The 15,772-nt window shown below is 69.2% G+C and carries 13 protein-coding genes and 1 pseudogene; 13 read left to right on the plus strand and 1 reads right to left on the minus strand.

The window, feature by feature from the left end; genetic code table 11:
• Positions 1–2: 2 nt before the first annotated feature.
• The 10 genes and pseudogenes from pdxT (at position 3) to ABIE44_RS18170 (ending at position 10,112) form a co-directional block, all read left to right on the plus strand.
• On the plus strand, positions 3–614 hold the full coding sequence (gene pdxT, locus ABIE44_RS18125; protein ID WP_209714344.1) for a pyridoxal 5'-phosphate synthase glutaminase subunit PdxT: 612 nt from the start codon (positions 3–5) through the stop codon (positions 612–614).
• 11 nt (positions 615–625) lie between these two features.
• The gene (locus tag ABIE44_RS18130) at positions 626–1,390 is read left to right on the plus strand and encodes a YebC/PmpR family DNA-binding transcriptional regulator (protein ID WP_209714342.1); all 765 of its coding nucleotides are present in this window, start codon (positions 626–628) and stop codon (positions 1,388–1,390) included.
• A gap of 105 nt (positions 1,391–1,495) precedes the next feature.
• Entirely contained in the window at positions 1,496–2,014 is a 519-nt protein-coding gene (ruvC, locus tag ABIE44_RS18135) for a crossover junction endodeoxyribonuclease RuvC (protein WP_209723071.1), read from the plus strand.
• Positions 2,011–2,613: a Holliday junction branch migration protein RuvA gene (gene ruvA / locus ABIE44_RS18140; RefSeq protein ID WP_209714340.1), complete on the plus strand. Its 603-nt coding sequence runs from the start codon at positions 2,011–2,013 to the stop codon at positions 2,611–2,613. The genes ruvC and ruvA overlap by 4 nt, the downstream gene beginning before the upstream one ends.
• Positions 2,614–2,659: 46 nt before the next feature.
• On the plus strand, positions 2,660–3,730 hold the full coding sequence (ruvB, locus tag ABIE44_RS18145; RefSeq protein ID WP_209723068.1) for a Holliday junction branch migration DNA helicase RuvB: 1,071 nt from the start codon (positions 2,660–2,662) through the stop codon (positions 3,728–3,730).
• A 149-nt stretch (positions 3,731–3,879) separates the two neighbouring features.
• Positions 3,880–4,176 (plus strand): preprotein translocase subunit YajC, encoded by a 297-nt coding sequence (yajC, locus tag ABIE44_RS18150; protein WP_209714338.1) that lies wholly within the window; start codon positions 3,880–3,882, stop codon positions 4,174–4,176.
• 14 nt (positions 4,177–4,190) lie between these two features.
• Positions 4,191–5,930: a protein translocase subunit SecD gene (gene secD, locus ABIE44_RS18155; protein ID WP_209714336.1), complete on the plus strand. Its 1,740-nt coding sequence runs from the start codon at positions 4,191–4,193 to the stop codon at positions 5,928–5,930.
• On the plus strand, positions 5,930–7,180 hold the full coding sequence (gene secF / locus ABIE44_RS18160) for a protein translocase subunit SecF (protein WP_209714334.1): 1,251 nt from the start codon (positions 5,930–5,932) through the stop codon (positions 7,178–7,180). The genes secD and secF overlap by 1 nt, the downstream gene beginning before the upstream one ends.
• A 22-nt stretch (positions 7,181–7,202) precedes the next feature.
• A pseudogene (locus ABIE44_RS18165) lies at positions 7,203–7,749 on the plus strand (adenine phosphoribosyltransferase).
• 26 nt (positions 7,750–7,775) lie between these two features.
• On the plus strand, positions 7,776–10,112 hold the full coding sequence (locus ABIE44_RS18170; protein WP_209714330.1) for a RelA/SpoT family protein: 2,337 nt from the start codon (positions 7,776–7,778) through the stop codon (positions 10,110–10,112).
• Between the two features lie 293 nt (positions 10,113–10,405).
• Here ABIE44_RS18170 and ABIE44_RS18175 read toward each other — a convergent pair whose 3' ends face one another.
• Positions 10,406–11,647, minus strand: coding sequence for a DUF349 domain-containing protein (locus ABIE44_RS18175; protein ID WP_209714329.1), 1,242 nt, complete (start codon positions 11,645–11,647; stop codon positions 10,406–10,408).
• Between the two features lie 139 nt (positions 11,648–11,786).
• Between ABIE44_RS18175 and ABIE44_RS18180 the strand changes: the two genes are divergently transcribed.
• From ABIE44_RS18180 to aspS, 3 genes are read left to right on the plus strand one after another with little or no spacing between them, the layout of a single operon-like run.
• Entirely contained in the window at positions 11,787–12,503 is a 717-nt protein-coding gene (locus ABIE44_RS18180; RefSeq protein ID WP_209714327.1) for an MBL fold metallo-hydrolase, read from the plus strand.
• Entirely contained in the window at positions 12,503–13,885 is a 1,383-nt protein-coding gene (gene hisS / locus ABIE44_RS18185; RefSeq protein WP_209714325.1) for a histidine--tRNA ligase, read from the plus strand. Before ABIE44_RS18180 ends, hisS begins: the two co-directional genes overlap by 1 nt.
• Entirely contained in the window at positions 13,882–15,654 is a 1,773-nt protein-coding gene (gene aspS, locus ABIE44_RS18190) for an aspartate--tRNA ligase (protein WP_209714323.1), read from the plus strand. The genes hisS and aspS overlap by 4 nt, the downstream gene beginning before the upstream one ends.
• Positions 15,655–15,772: the final 118 nt, after the last annotated feature.

Genomic DNA, 15,772 nt, shown 5'->3' on the forward strand with positions numbered 1-15,772 from the left:
GGATGCTTCCCGCGACGATCGGCGTCTTCGCCCTCCAGGGCGACGTCCGTGAGCACCTCGCCGCCCTGACCGCCCTCGGTGTGGACGCGATCGGCGTACGGCGACCCGAGGAGCTCGAGCGCTGCGACGGACTGGTGATCCCCGGTGGGGAGAGCACGACGATGTACAAGCTCGCGAAGACCTTCGAGCTCTTCGAGCCGCTGCAGAAGCGCGTCGCCGAGGGGATGCCGGCGTTCGGCACCTGCGCCGGGATGATCATGCTGGCCGACCGGGTCGAGGACGGCACGGCGGACCAGGTCACGCTCGGTGGTCTCGACATCACCGTGCGACGCAACGCCTTCGGGCGCCAGGTGGACTCCTTCGAGACCGAGCTCGACTTCACCGGTGTCGACCACCCGGTGCACGCGGTCTTCATCCGCGCGCCCTGGGTCGAGTCGGCTGGCGAGGGTGTCGAGGTGCTGGCGCGCGTCGAGGGCACCCGGGAGGGTGCGGAGGCCGACGGTAGGATCGTCGCCGTTCGTCAGGGCCAGGTGATGGCGACGTCGTTCCACCCCGAGGTGGGGGGCGACCTCTCGATCCACCGGCTGTTCGTCGAGCTCGTAGAGAAGCAGTAGGAAGGGAAGTCATGTCCGGCCACTCCAAATGGGCGACGACCAAGCACAAGAAGGCCGCGCTCGATGCCAAGCGCAGCAAGCTGAACACCAAGCTCATCAAGAACATCGAGGTCGCCGCCCGTCTGGGCGGAGGCGACCCGACGGGCAACCCGACCCTCTTCGACGCGATCCAGAAGGCCAAGAAGAACTCGGTCACCAAGGACAACATCGACCGCGCCGTGAAGCGTGGCTCGGGCGCCGAGGCCGGTGGCGCGGACTACTCCACGATCATGTACGAGGGGTACGCCCCGAACGGTGTCGCGGTCCTCATCGAGTGCCTCACCGACAACAAGAACCGTGCCGCGATGGAGGTCCGTACGGCGATGAGCCGGAACGGCGGCTCCCTCGCGGACCCCGGCTCGGTCGCCTACCTCTTCCACCGCATGGGGGTCGTGATCGTGCCGGTCGAGCAGGAGGGCCGGACCGTCTCGGAGGACGACGTCCTCGAGGCGACGATGGACGCGGGCGCCGAGGACGTGAACGACCTCGACGGTGCCTTCGAGGTGGTCAGCCAGGCGACGGACCTGGTCGACGTGCGGACGGCGCTGCAGACCGCGGGTATCGACTACGACTCCGCCGAGGCGCAGTTCGTGCCGTCCATGCAGGTCGAGCTCGACCAGGACGGCGCTGCCAAGGTGCTCCGGCTGGTCGACGCGCTGGAGGACCTCGACGACGTGCAGAACGTGTACGCGAATTTCGACATCTCCGAGGAGATCATGGCGGCGCTCGACGCCTGAGCCCCGCGGTCCGGGACCGGTGTGTCGCGCCACCGCGGCGACCGGACTCCGGTTAGGTTGATCCGAACACCTGTTCGCATCGACTGTGAGGCTGCTATGCGCGTTCTGGGCATCGACCCGGGTCTGACCCGGTGCGGCGTCGGCATCGTCGAGGGCACCGTCGGTCGTCCCCTGTCGCTCGTCGACGTCGGCGTGGTGCGGACCGGTGCGGACCTGCCGGTCGAGCAGCGCCTGCTGCTGATCTCGCGCGGGATCGAGGCGTGGATCGAGGCGACGAGACCGGACGCGATCGCCGTCGAGCGGGTGTTCGCGCAGGCCAACGTCCGTACGGTCATGGGCACCGCCCAGGTCAGCGGCCTGGCGCTGGTGGCCGCGTCGGCGCGCGGGCTGCCCGTCGCGATGCACACGCCCAGCGAGGTCAAGGCCGCCGTGACCGGCAGCGGCCGGGCCGACAAGGCCCAGGTCGGCACCATGGTCGCCCGACTGCTGCGGCTGGACGCGGCGCCCCAACCGGCCGACGCCGCAGATGCGCTCGCGCTGGCGATCTGCCACCTCTGGCGCGGGAGCGCCACCAACCGGATCCAGGCCGCCGTTGCGGCCGGCACGACAGGAGCAGCACGGTGATCGCGTTCGTACGGGGCCGCGTCCACGCGGTCGGACTGACCTCGGCGGTCCTCGAGGTCGGCGGGGTCGGCCTGGAGCTGCAGTGCACGCCCAACACGCTCGCCGACCTCCGTACCGGCGCCGAGGCACTGCTTCCCTCCTCGTTGGTCGTGCGGGAGGACTCGCTGACCCTGTTCGGCTTCGCCGACGAGGACGAGAAGCAGATGTTCGAGCTCGTGCAGACCGCGTCGGGCGTCGGTCCCAAGGTCGCCCAGTCCATGCTGGCCGTGCTCGCTCCGGAGGCGATCCGTCGGGCCGTGTCGGGGGAGGACGTGAAGACCCTGACCGCCGTTCCGGGCATCGGGCAGAAGGGCGCGCAGCGGATCATCCTCGAGCTCAAGGACAGGATCGGCGCCCCCGGCTCGGCGCCGGTCACCGCCGGCGCCCCCTCGGTCTCGGGGTGGCAGTCCCAGGTGCACGGGGGTCTCGTCGGCCTCGGCTGGTCCGGCAAGGAGGCCGACCGCGCGGTCGCGGCGGTGACGCCCGAGGCCGAGGCGATGGCCGTTCCCGACGTCGCGAAGCTGCTCCGCCTCGCGCTGCAGACGTTGAGCAAGGCCTGACGTGACCGAGCACGAGTCCGGCGCCGAGGCCTCGATCCAGGCAGCGCTGGAGCGGGCCGAGCAAGCGTTCCTCGAGGAGCGGGCGAGCGTCACGGGGGTGTCTGCCGACGCCGACGAGCGCGCCGTCGAGGCCGCCCTGCGTCCCCGCACCCTCGACGAGGTCGTCGGCCAGGAACGCGTCCGCGAGCAGCTCTCGCTGGTTCTCGAGGCCGCCCGCAGCCGCGCGCGCACCTCGGACCACGTCCTGCTCTCCGGGCCACCCGGGCTAGGCAAGACCACGCTCGCCATGATCATCGCTGCGGAGATGTCCGCGCCGCTGCGGCTGACCAGCGGGCCGGCCATCACCCACGCCGGCGACCTCGCCGCCATCCTGTCGGGACTGAACGAGGGTGACGTCCTCTTCGTCGACGAGATCCACCGGATGTCGCGGCCCGCCGAGGAGATGCTGTACCTCGCGATGGAGGACTTCCGCGTCGACGTGATCATCGGCAAGGGGCCCGGCGCGACCTCGATCCCGCTGGAGATCCCGCCGTTCACCCTGGTCGGCGCCACCACCCGGGCGGGGTTGCTGCCCGGCCCGTTGCGCGACCGCTTCGGGTTCACCGGCCACCTGGAGTTCTACGCCGCCGACGAGCTCGACCAGATCGTCCAGCGTTCGGCGGGCCTGCTGGACGTGGAGACGCGTCCCGACGGCACCGCCGAGATCGCGTCGCGCTCGCGGGGGACACCGCGCATCGCGAACCGGCTGCTCCGCAGGGTTCGCGACTACGCGCAGGTGCGGGCCGACGGGGTCGTGACCCGGGATGTCGCCCGCCGCGCGCTGGACCTGTTCGAGGTCGACGAGTCCGGGCTCGACCGACTGGACCGCGCCGTGCTGGACGCCCTGTGCCGCCGGTTCGGCGGGGGACCCGTGGGGCTCTCCACCCTCGCGGTCGCCGTGGGCGAGGAGCGCGAGACGGTGGAGGAGGTCGCCGAGCCGTTCCTGGTCCGCCACGGCATGCTCGCCCGTACGCCGCGCGGCCGGGTCGCCACCCCGGCGGCCTGGACCCACCTGGGCCTGAGCGTCCCCGCGGCTGCGCCGTTCTCGGACGAGGGCACGCTGTTCGGGGGCTCCTGACCGCGCCGGTCACGTCGAGCGCGACCCGCGCGACGTGACCGGGGGCACGTTCGAGCGGTACCGGCCGTTACACTTCTGCGGCGGTAGAGATGTAGCGCCCCGCGCCGTGCACCGCCCCCTGATCTGTAGTCGAACCGAGAGCTCTCACCGTGGACCCAGCAATTCAGTTCGTGGTGTTCCTGGTTGCCCTGATCGGGCTCTGGTTCGTGATGACCAGGAACACCCGCGCCCAGCAGCGTCGGGTGGCCGAATTGCAGGCCGAGATCAAGATCGGCGACGAAGTGATCATCACCGCGGGTATCTTCGGCACGGTTCGCGAGGTCAACGACGACCGCGTGGAGCTGGAGATCGCCGAGGGCACCGTGATCACGGTCGCCCGTCAGGTCGTCGTACGGCGTGTGCCGGAGTCCGAAGCAGCACCCGCCGACGAGCACCCCGAAGACTGAGGAGACGCAGGACCGTGGCTAAGAAGACGTACCGACCGGGGCGGAACCTGGTCATCTTCTTCCTGGGAGTCGGCGTGCTCTACGGGTTGGTCGCCCTGGGCGGCAACTGGAAACCCGAGCTCGGCCTCGACCTCCAGGGCGGCACGCGGATCACGCTGATCGCGACCGGCGACGTCAAGAAGTCGAGCCTCAACGAGGCCCGCAAGATCATCGACCAGCGCGTCAACGCCTCGGGTGTCGCGGAGTCCGAGGTCACCACCCAGGGCAGTAAGTTCATCGTCGTGGAGATCCCGGGCAAGACCAAGCGCGACCTGGTGGAGACCGTGAAGCGTCAGGCGCAGCTCCGGTTCCGTCTCGTCGCCGGCTACCAGCCCGGTGTGCAGACCACGGTGACCACGCCGACCCCGTCGTCGACCACGGCGCCGACCGGGTCGCCGACGGCCAAGCCGTCCTCGACCCCGTCGGCCAAGCCGTCGGGCACCCCGACCAGCACGGCGACCAAGTCCGGTGCCGCGCAGCGCCCCGCGCCGTTCGTCCGTCAGGCCGACCCGACCCCGACCCCGACGCCAACGCCGTCGGGCAAGTCGTCCCCGTCGATCCTCGACGCGGCACTGCCGTCCACCAAGGGTCAGACCCTCGACCAGACCATCGCGTGGGCGGCGAGCCCGCCGGAGGCCTGGACCACCAAGTTCTCGACCTTCGAGTGCCCCAAGGCCGGCGTCCTGCAGCCGGTCGACAACCCCGACCAGCCGCTGATCACCTGCGACGAGGACGGTGGGCGTTACCTGCTCACCAAGGCTGTGATCGAGGGCACCTCGCTCAAGACCGCCTCGGCCGGCATCCCGCAGGGCGAGCTGGAGTGGACCGTCAACCTGACCCTGAGCAACAAGGTCGGAGCGGTCTCGGACTTCACCAAGATCAGCCAGAAGCTGCTCGACAACAAGAACGCCTCGGCGATGCCGACCCAGTTCGCGATCGTGCTGGACGGCCAGGTGCTCTCCGCGCCGCAGTTCACCGGCGTGATCACCGACGGCAAGCCGCAGATCACCGGTGACTTCACCGAGAGCACCGCGAAGTCGTTGGCGAACTCGCTCAAGTTCGGATCCCTGCCGGTCGCGTTCGAGAAGGACCCGTCCTCGGAGACGATCGGGCCCTCGCTCGCCGGTGACCAGCTGAGCACCGGTCTCCTGGCCGGAGCGATCGGTCTGTTCGCGGTGATGATCTACTGCCTCATCTACTACCGCGGCCTCGGCCTGGTGGTGCTGGCCTCGCTGGCACTGGCTGCGGCGATCACGTACTCGATGGTGCTGCTGCTCAGCAAGACGGCTGGCTTCACGCTGACCCTGCCGGGTATCGCAGGTCTGATCATCGGCGTCGGTGTCACCGCCGACTCCTTCGTCATCTTCTTCGAGCGCATCCGTGACGAGATGCGCGAGGGCCGCTCGATGCGGGTGGCCGTGGAGACCGGCTGGAAGCGTGCGCGCCAGACGCGGATGGCGGCCAACGTGGTCTCGCTGCTGTCGGCCGGCGTGCTCTACATCTTCGCCACCGGCGTCGTGAAGGGCTTCGGTTTCGCCCTCGGCCTCTCGACCGCGATCGACCTCGCGGTGCTCTTCTGGTTCACCAAGCCCGCGGTGTCCTACCTGGCCCGCTTCAAGTTCTTCAACGGCGGTGGTGAGCTGTCCGGGCTCAGCGCCAACACCCTGGGCATGGACGCCATCGGCGCCGGTACGCACGCAGGAGGTAAGGCCTGATGGGCAAGTTCTCACGACTCGGCAACGAGCTCTACAGCGGTCACCGGTCCATCGACTTCGTCACCAAGCGGGCGCCTTGGTACCTCGCCACGGCGGTCATTGTCGGAGCCTGCGTCGCGATCATCGCGATCAAGGGCCTCGCCTTCGGTATCGAGTTCACCGGCGGCACCCAGTACCGCATCGAGAAGCTCGAGACCGTCCCGGACTCCCAGGCCCGCGCCGACGACGTGCGGCAGGACATCATCGACCTGAACATCGAGGAGGCCGGTCTCCCGACCGTCACCACGGCGGGCAGCAGCGTGCTGGTCGTCGAGCTCGAGTCGGTCTCCAACGAGGACGGCCAGCGGATCATCGACGTGATCCAGAAGGACACCGGCGCGAGTGTCGGGGACATCTCGGAGTCCGACATCGGCGCGAGCTGGGGTCGTGAGGTCGCCCAACGCGCCGGTCTCGGCGTCGCGGTCTTCCTGCTGCTCGTCGTGCTCTTCATCTGGATGTACTTCCGCGAGTGGAAGATGTCGGTCGCAGCGTTCGTCGCCCTGGCGCACGACATCACCATCACCATCGGCATCTACGCGCTCTCCGGCTTCCCGGTGACGCCGGCTGCGGTCACGGGTCTGCTCGCGATCCTCGGCTTCTCGATGTACGACACGGTCGTCGTCTTCGACAAGATCCGTGAGAACACCCGGCAGCTCTCGCAGAGCCGTCTCTCCTACGCGCAGGCGACGAACCTGGCCGTCAACCAGACGCTGGTGCGCTCGATCAACACCTCGATCGTCGCGCTGATCCCGATCGGCTCGATCCTCGCGGTGAGTGCCATCAAGCTCGGCGAGAGCTCGCTGCAGGACCTCGCGCTCGCGCAGTTCGTGGGTATGGCGGTCGGCGTGTACTCCTCGGTGTTCCTCGCGCCCCGGGTGCTGGTGCACCTGAAGTCGCTGGAGCCGGAGGTGCAGGCCGGCGACCGCCGCGCCCTGGCGCGCGCCCGTCGCGACGTCGACCGGTACGCCAACGTGCCGGCGTTCACCGAGGACATGCCGATCTCGGCGGACCCCGACGGTGGTGACGAGCCCGGCGACGGTGACGACGGGGTGGGAAGCGGGGAGCGCGCGCAGTTCCGCGCCCCCATCGCCCGGCCCACGGCATCGGGGTCCGGTCGGGTCGTGCCCGACCCCAAGGCACCGGTGTCGCAGTCCGGTTCTGCGAACCGACCGCAGCCGAGCAAGCAGCCTCGCTCCAAGCGCGGCAAGTGAACCCCCCAAGGAAGTCGGCACGATGAGTCGCGGATCCGTCGAGGGTTACCTGGACACGCTGATCCGCGACATCCCGGACTTCCCGAAGACGGGAGTGCTGTTCAAGGACATCACCCCGCTGCTGGCCGACCACGACGGTTTCACCGCGATCATCGAGGCACTGGCCGATGCCGGGCGCGACGCGTCCGGCACGACCGTCGTCGACAAGGTGATCGGGATGGAGGCGCGCGGCTTCATCCTCGCCGCTCCGGTGGCGCTGGCGCTCGGCGTCGGGTTCGTGCCGGTGCGCAAGGCCGGCAAGCTGCCGGCCGAGTGCTACACCGTCAGCTACGAGCTGGAGTACGGCGAGGCCACCCTGGAGATGCACACCGACGCGCTAACGCCGGGGGAGCGGGTCCTGCTCGTCGACGACGTGCTCGCCCACCGGAGGCACTGCGGCGGCGACCCAGAAGATGGTCGGGTACGCCGAGGCCGAGGTGACCGCGCTCGCCGTCCTGATGGAGCTGTCGTTCCTGCACGGACGCAACGCCCTCGGTCCGACGCCGTTGCACGCACTCCGCACGCTGTGACTCCGCCTGCCCACTAGACTCGGTTCATGGCGGAGGAACGGGTGGTCTCGGAGACGGAGCCGCTCGCGCCTGCAGTCCCGCCGGTCTCCTCCGGAGTCCCGGTCAGCCTCAGCGGCGGCCGCGGCGTCCGTGCCCGGCTGGCGCGGATCGGCACCAGCAAGCAGACCGGGAACCCCGAGCTGGAGCCGTTGTTCCGCGCCGTGCGGGCGAACCACCCGAAGGCCGACCTGGCACTCCTCGAGCGCGCCTACGCCACGGCCGAGCTCCACCACCGCGGCCAGATGCGCAAGAGCGGGGACCCGTACATCACCCACCCGCTCGCGGTGACCACGATCCTCGCCGACATCGGCATGACCGAGCCGACGCTGGTGGCCTCGCTCCTGCACGACACCGTCGAGGACACGCCGTACACGCTGGACCAGCTCCGCAAGGACTTCGGCGACGAGGTGGCGCTGCTGGTCGACGGCGTGACCAAGCTGGACAAGGTCAAGTACGGCGACTCCGCGCAGTCCGAGACCATCCGCAAGATGATCGTGGCGATGAGCCAGGACATCCGCGTCCTCGTCATCAAGCTCGCCGACCGGCTGCACAACATGCGCACGCTGCGCTACGTCAAGGCCGAGACCCAGGAGCGCAAGTCCCGCGAGACCCTGGAGATCTTCGCGCCGCTGGCCCACCGCCTGGGTATGAACACGATCAAGTGGGAGCTCGAGGACCTGGCCTTCGCCACCCTGCACCCCAAGATCTACGACGAGATCGTCCGGATGGTCGCCGAGCGCTCGCCCTCGCGCGACCAGTTCATGCGCCAGGTCATCGAGGTCGTCGAGACCGACCTGAAGGCCGCGAAGATCAAGGCCCGCGTCACTGGTCGGCCGAAGCACTACTACTCGATCTACCAGAAGATGATCCACGGGGGCCGCGAGTTCACCGACATCTACGACCTGGTCGGCATCCGGATCCTCGTCGACAGCGACCCGGACTGCTACGGCGTCCTCGGTGTGCTGCACAACCGCTGGAACCCGATCCCGGGACGCTTCAAGGACTTCGTGGCGATGCCGAAGTTCAACATGTACCAGTCCCTGCACACCACGGTGATCGGCCCCGAGGGCAAGGCCGTCGAGATGCAGGTGCGGACCTTCTCCATGCACCGCCGCGCCGAGTACGGCGTCGCAGCGCACTGGAAGTACAAGGAGGACACCCGCGCCGGGGTGGACACCGACAAGTCGTTGGCCGACACCGCTTCGCAGGACATGCCCTGGGTGCGGCAGCTGCTCGACTGGCAGAACGAGGTCGAGGACCCGGGCGAGTTCCTGGAGTCGCTGCGCTTCGAGATCAACGCCGCCGAGGTGTACGTCTTCACCCCGCGCGGAGACGTGATCGGGCTGCCGATCGGCTCGACGGCGATCGACTTCGCCTACGCGGTCCACACCGAGGTCGGCCACCACACCATCGGTGCCCGGGTGAATGGTCGCCTCGTCCCGCTGGAGTCCAAGCTCGAGCACGGCGACGTCGTCGAGGTCTTCACGTCCAAGTCGCCGAACGCCGGTCCGAGCCGCGACTGGCTCGGCTTCGTGAAGTCGCCCCGCGCCCGCAGCAAGATCCGGCACTGGTTCACCAAGGAGCGCCGCGAAGAGGCGATCGAGCACGGCAAGGACGACATCGCCCGTCTGATGCGCAAGGAGGGTGTCTCCCTCAAGCGCGTGATGACGCACGAGTCGCTGACCCAGGTCGCCAACGAGTTCCGGCTCGCCGACGTCTCCGCCCTGTACGCCGCCGTGGGGGAGGGCAACCTCGGCGCCCAGGCCGTCGTCCGCAAGGTCATGGAGATCTTCGGTGGCGCCGAGGGAGCCGCTGAGGACCTCGCCGAGGCCGTGACGATCACCCGGCCACGGCGTGCCCCCAAGGTCACCGGCGACTCCGGTGTCATCGTCACCGGGATGACCGGCGACGTCCTGGTCAAGCTGGCCAAGTGCTGTACGCCGGTGCCCGGCGACGACATCCTCGGCTTCGTCACCCGTGGAGCCGGCGTCTCCGTGCACCGCAAGGACTGCACCAACGCCAAGGACCTGCTGTCCCAGCCCGAGCGTCTCGTCGACATCGAGTGGGCCCCCACCTCGTCAAGCACCTTCCTCGTCCAGATCATGGTCGAGGCCCTCGACCGCGCCCGCCTCCTCAGCGACATCACCCTGGTGCTGTCAGACCAGCACGTGAACATCCTCAGCGCCTCGTTGAACACCACTCGCGACCGCGTCGCCAAAAGCAAGTTCACCTTCGAGATGGGCGACCCCAAGCACCTCGGCGCAATCCTCAAGGCAGTTCGCTCGATTGACGGCGTGTTCGACGCCTACCGAGTCACCCACTGACCGCCGAGCGGGCCCAGATGTCCCGCCGGTGACTGCCGAGCGGTCGCAGATGTCCCGCCCGTGACTGCCGAGCGGTCGCAGATGTCCCGCCCGTGACTGCCGAGCGGTCGTAGATGTCGCGGTGGGGGCGGGACCTCACGGGACCTTCACCGGTCGGCGTACGCGGGGTGGTGCATCTCAGCCCGGTCGGCGTACGTGGGTGGGACATCTGTGCCCGGTCGGCGTACGTGGGTGGGACATCTGTGCCCGGTCGGCGTACGTGGGTGGGACATCTGTGCCCGGTCGGCGCAGCTTTAGCTGAACTCGGAAGCTGTCTGCTTGGCCATCTCGAGGAATGCCCGCCGTGATTCCAGGTTCTCCTCGAGGTCCTTGACCTTCTTGGCGTCGCCGGCGGCCCTGGCCTTCTCGAGGTCGACCTCGATCTTGTCGATGGCGTCCTGGAGCTGTCCGACCATGCCGTCCGCGCGGGCGGACTTCTCGGGGTCGGACTTCTTCCACTGGTCGTCCTCGAGGTTGCGGATCTCCTGCTCGACCTTGCGGATGCGCGCTTCGAGAGACTTCATCTTGTCGCGGGGGACCTTGCCGGCGGCTTCCCAGCGCTCGCCGATGTCGCGGAACGCCTTCTTCGCGGCGGCGAGGTCGGTGATCGGGAGCAGGGCCTCTGCTTCGACGAGGAGGGCCTCCTTGACGACGGCGTTGGCGGCGAACTCCTCGTCGATCTTGGCGTTGTCCGCGTCGCGGGCGCCGAAGAACGTGTCCTGGGCGCCGCGGAAGCGCTTCCACAGCTCGTCGTCGACGTCCTTGGGCGCGGGGCCGGCGGCCTTCCACTCGGCCATCAGGTTCCGGTACTTGGTGGCGGTGGGGCCCCACTCGGTGGAGTCGGCGAGGGCCTCGGCCTCCTTGACCAGGCGCTCCTTGACGACGCGGGCGCTGTCGCGCTGCTCGGACAGCACGGCGAAGTGCGCCTTGCGGGCCCGGGTGTACGTCGTACGGGCGCCCGAGAAGCGGTGCCAGAGCTCGTCGTCGGCCGCCTTCTCGAGACGGGGGAGCTCCTTCCACTCGGCGAGCAGGTCGCGCAGCCGGTTGGCGCCGTTGCGCCAGTCCTTGCCGGAGGCGATCTTCTCGGCCTCGGTGACGATCGCGTTCTTGCGGGTGCGGGACTCCTCGACCTTGGCCGACCGCTCCGCGCGACGCTTCTCGCGCTGCAGGCCGATGATCGGCTTGAGCGCGTTCAGGCGGGAGTTGAGGGCCGTGATGTCACCGACGGCGTGCGGCTCGACGAGCTGCTCGGCGATCCGGGCGATCGACGCGGTCGCCTCGTCGGGGGCCATCGCGCCACCGCGGACCCGCTGCTCGAGGAGCTGCACCTCGAAGGCCAGACCCTCGTAGCGGTTGGTGTAGAAGGCGAGCGCCTCCTCGGGCGTCCCCTCCGGGTACTGACCGACGACCCGTTCCTCGTCGCCGATCCGGACGTAAACGGTCCCGTCCGCGTCGACGCGGCCGAAACTGCTGTGGTCGTTGCCCTGCGCGGTCACTGCTGACCCCTTCGTCTGATGATCGCTCGTCGAGCGCCTGCTGCGGGTTCATCGTAGCCATACCCGTGCCGAGCGCGCCGGGAGCGCGGGCCAGTAGGCTGAGCGCTGTACGCCCACCACCCGAGCAGGAGAGAACTCAGTGCTGATCGCAGGCTTCCCAGCCGGGCCGTGGGGCACCAACTGCTACGTCGTGGCGACCGGACCGGGCACCGAGTGCGTGGTCATCGACCCCGGCAAGGACGCCGCGGAGGGCGTTGACGCCTTGGTCCGGGAGCACAACCTGAAGCCGGTCTCGGTGCTGGTCACCCACGGGCACGTCGACCACATGTGGTGCGTCGCCCCGGTCGCGGGCACCTACGACGCGACCGCCTACATCCACCCCAACGACCGGCACCTGCTCGCGAACCCAATGGCCGGGATGTCCGCGGAGACGACCGCGATGATGCTGGGCGGCAAGTACGAGTTCGCCGAGCCGGACAACGTCGAGGAGATCGGGGACGGTCGCACCCTGGAGCTGGCCGGGCTCGAGTTCCTGGTCGACCACACGCCCGGGCACACCGAGGGCTCCATCGTGTTCCGCACGCCGTACGAGGACCAGGGCATCGCCGAGGTGATGTTCTCCGGCGACCTGCTCTTCGCCGGCTCGATCGGGCGCACCGACCTGCCCGGCGGGTCGCACCCGACGATGCTCAACAGCCTGCGCACCAAGGTGCTGCCGCTGGCCGACAACATCGTCGTGCTCCCCGGTCACGGTGAGCAGACCTCGATCGGCCAGGAGCGCGCCACCAACCCGTTCCTGCTCGACCTGATCGACGAGTCCGGGAACCCGACCTCTCCGATCACCCGGGGCTTGTGATGAGCAGACCCACGCCGCTCAGCGGCTACCCCGAGCTGCTGCCCGCACAGCGGTCGGTGGAGACCCACGTGCTCGCGACGCTGGCACAGACCTTCGAGCTGCACGGGTTCGCGAACATCGAGACCCGCGCCGTCGAGCCGCTGGACCAGCTGCTCCGCAAGGGCGACACCTCCAAGGAGGTCTACGTCCTGCGCAGGCTCCAGGCGGAGAAGGAGGACAAGGGCGGTACCGACAACTCGGGTATCGGCCTGCACTTCGACCTGACCGTCCCGTTCGCCCGCTACGTGCTGGAGAACGCCGGCAAGCTCGAGTTCCCGTTCCGGCGCTACCAGATCCAGAAGGCGTGGCGCGGCGAGCGGCCCCAGGACGGCCGGTACCGCGAGTTCACCCAGGCCGACATCGACATCGTCGGCGTGGGGGAGCTCCCGTTCCACCACGACACCGAGATCGCCCGGGTGATGGTCGACGCCCTGCGTCGGGTCGCGACGTCGATCGGCCTGCCGGGCTTCCGCCTGCAGGTGAACAACCGCAAGCTCATCCAGGGCTTCTACCAGGGCCTCGGCATCACCGATGTCGACGAGGCGATGCGCCTCATCGACAAGCTCGACAAGGTGCCCGCCGAGAAGATCCGCGAGCAGCTGCTCGGTGCCGGGCTCACCCCGGAGCAGGCGGCAGGATGCCTCTCGCTCGCCTCGATCCGCACGACTGATGACTCCTTCGTCGCGCAGGTGCGTGCCCTGGGTGTCAACGACGCCCTGCTGGACGAGGGGCTCGAGGAGCTCGCGGCCCTGGTCAACGGCTGTGCGGGTCTGGTCAGCGAGTCCGTCTCCATCGAGGCCGACCTGACGATCGCGCGCGGACTGGACTACTACACCGGCACCGTCTTCGAGACCCGACTGGTCGGGAACGAAGCGCTCGGCTCGATCTGCTCCGGAGGTCGGTACGACGCCCTCGCGAACGACGGCCGCACCACCTATCCCGGCGTCGGCATCTCGCTCGGCGTCAGCCGCCTGCTCGTGCCGCTGCTGAACAAGGGCGAGCTGGTCGCCGACCGCTCGGTGCCCAGTGTCGTCCTCGTCGCCCTGACCGACGAGGACAGCCGCGTCGCCAGCGACGACCTGGCCACGCAGCTGCGCGCGAACGGCATCGCCTGCGAGGTGGCGGCCTCGGCCGCGAAGTTCGGCAAGCAAATCCGGTACGCCGAGCGTCGCGGCATCCCGTACGTTCTGTTCTCGACCGAGGACGGGCCCCAGATCAAGGACATCCGCAGCGGTGACCAGGTCGCCGTGGACGTCACGACGTGGTCCCCGCCCGTCGAGGACCTCAAGCCCCGCATCAGGGTTTCGATAAGCTCAACCACCGATAGAGAGAAGACCCAGTGATCCGCACCCACGACGCCGGCGCCCTGCGCGCCGAGCACGTCGGCCAGACCGTCACCCTCGCAGGCTGGGTGGCCAACCGTCGCGATCACGGTGGCGTCGCCTTCATCGACCTGCGCGAGGCCAGCGGGGTGGTCCAGGTGGTCATCCGCGACGAGGAGATCGCTGGTTCGCTGCGGGCCGAGTACTGCCTGAAGATCACCGGCGAGGTCATCGCCCGCAAGGAGGGGAACGAGAACCCCAACCTCGCGACCGGCGGGATCGAGGTCGTCGCGTCCGAGGTCGTCGTCCTGAGCGAGGCGGCGCCGCTGCCGTTCCCGATCAGCGACCACGTGGACGTCGGCGAGGAGGCCCGGCTCAAGCACCGCTACCTCGACCTGCGCCGCAGCGGACCCAACGCGGCGCTCCGCCTGCGCAGCGACGTCAACAAGGCGGCTCGCGAGGTGCTCGGCCGCCACGACTTCGTCGAGGTCGAGACGCCGACGCTGACCCGCTCCACGCCGGAGGGGGCTCGGGACTTCCTGGTGCCCGCACGCCTCGCGCCGGGCTCCTGGTACGCCCTTCCGCAGAGCCCGCAGCTGTTCAAGCAGCTGCTCATGGTCGCTGGCATGGAGCGCTACTACCAGATCGCCCGCTGCTACCGCGACGAGGACTTCCGCGCCGACCGACAGCCCGAGTTCACCCAGCTCGACCTCGAGATGAGCTTCGTCGAGCAGGACGACGTGATCGCCCTGACCGAGGAGATCCTCACCGCGCTCTGGAAGCTGATCGGGTACGACGTCCCGACCCCGCTGCCGCGGATGACCTACGCCGAGTCGATGCGGCGCTACGGGTCTGACAAGCCCGACCTGCGTCTGGACCTCGAGCTCACCGAGTGCACCGAGTACTTCGCGGACACCACCTTCCGGGTCTTCCAGGCGCCGTACGTCGGTGCCGTCGTGATGCCCGGTGGAGCCAGCCAGCCGCGCAAGAAGCTGGACGCCTGGCAGGAGTGGGCCAAGCAGCGCGGCGCCAAGGGACTCGCCTACGTCCTCGTCGGCGAGGACGGCGAGCTCGGCGGCCCGGTCGCCAAGAACCTCACCGAGACCGAGGCCGCCGGCCTGGCCGCGCACGTCGGCGCCAACCCGGGGGACTGCATCTTCTTCGCCGCCGGTGCGGTGAAGTCCAGCCGGGCCTTGCTCGGTGCTGCCCGCCTGGAGATCGGTCGTCGCTGCGAGCTGATCGACGAGGACGCGTGGAGCTTCCTCTGGGTCGTCGACGCGCCGCTCTTCGAACCGGCCGACGACGCGACGGCGTCCGGCGACGTCGCGGTGGGCAGCGGTGCGTGGACGGCGGTGCACCACGCGTTCACATCGCCCAAGAACCTCGAGGACTTCGACACCGACCCGGGGAACGCGCTCGCCTGGGCCTACGACATCGTCTGCAACGGCAACGAGATCGGTGGCGGCTCGATCCGTATCCACCGCGAGGACATCCAGAAGCGGGTTTTCTCGGTGATGGGCATCGGCGAGGAGGAGGCGCAGGAGAAGTTCGGGTTCCTGCTCGACGCCTTCGCCTACGGTGCGCCGCCGCACGGCGGACTCGCGCTCGGCTGGGACCGGATCTGCGCGCTTTTGGCCAAGGCGGACTCGATCCGCGACGTCATCGCGTTCCCGAAGAGCGGTGGCGGCTACGACCCGCTGACCGCGGCTCCGGCGCCGATCACGGCCGCGCAGCGCAAGGAAGCCGGCGTCGACGCGAAGCCGGCGGCCCCCGCTCCGGCAGAGGCGTGACGGGGTAGTTCCACCTCTCCTGCAGGCCCGCGGGACGGGTCTAGTCGGGCCGCGATATTGCCTGGACAGCCGTGTCCAGATCGTTACCGGCCAGTGATCAATCTCGGTAGTTCGCTGG

It is taken from the genome of Marmoricola sp. OAE513 (assembly GCF_040546585.1).
Taxonomy (GTDB): domain Bacteria; phylum Actinomycetota; class Actinomycetes; order Propionibacteriales; family Nocardioidaceae; genus Marmoricola.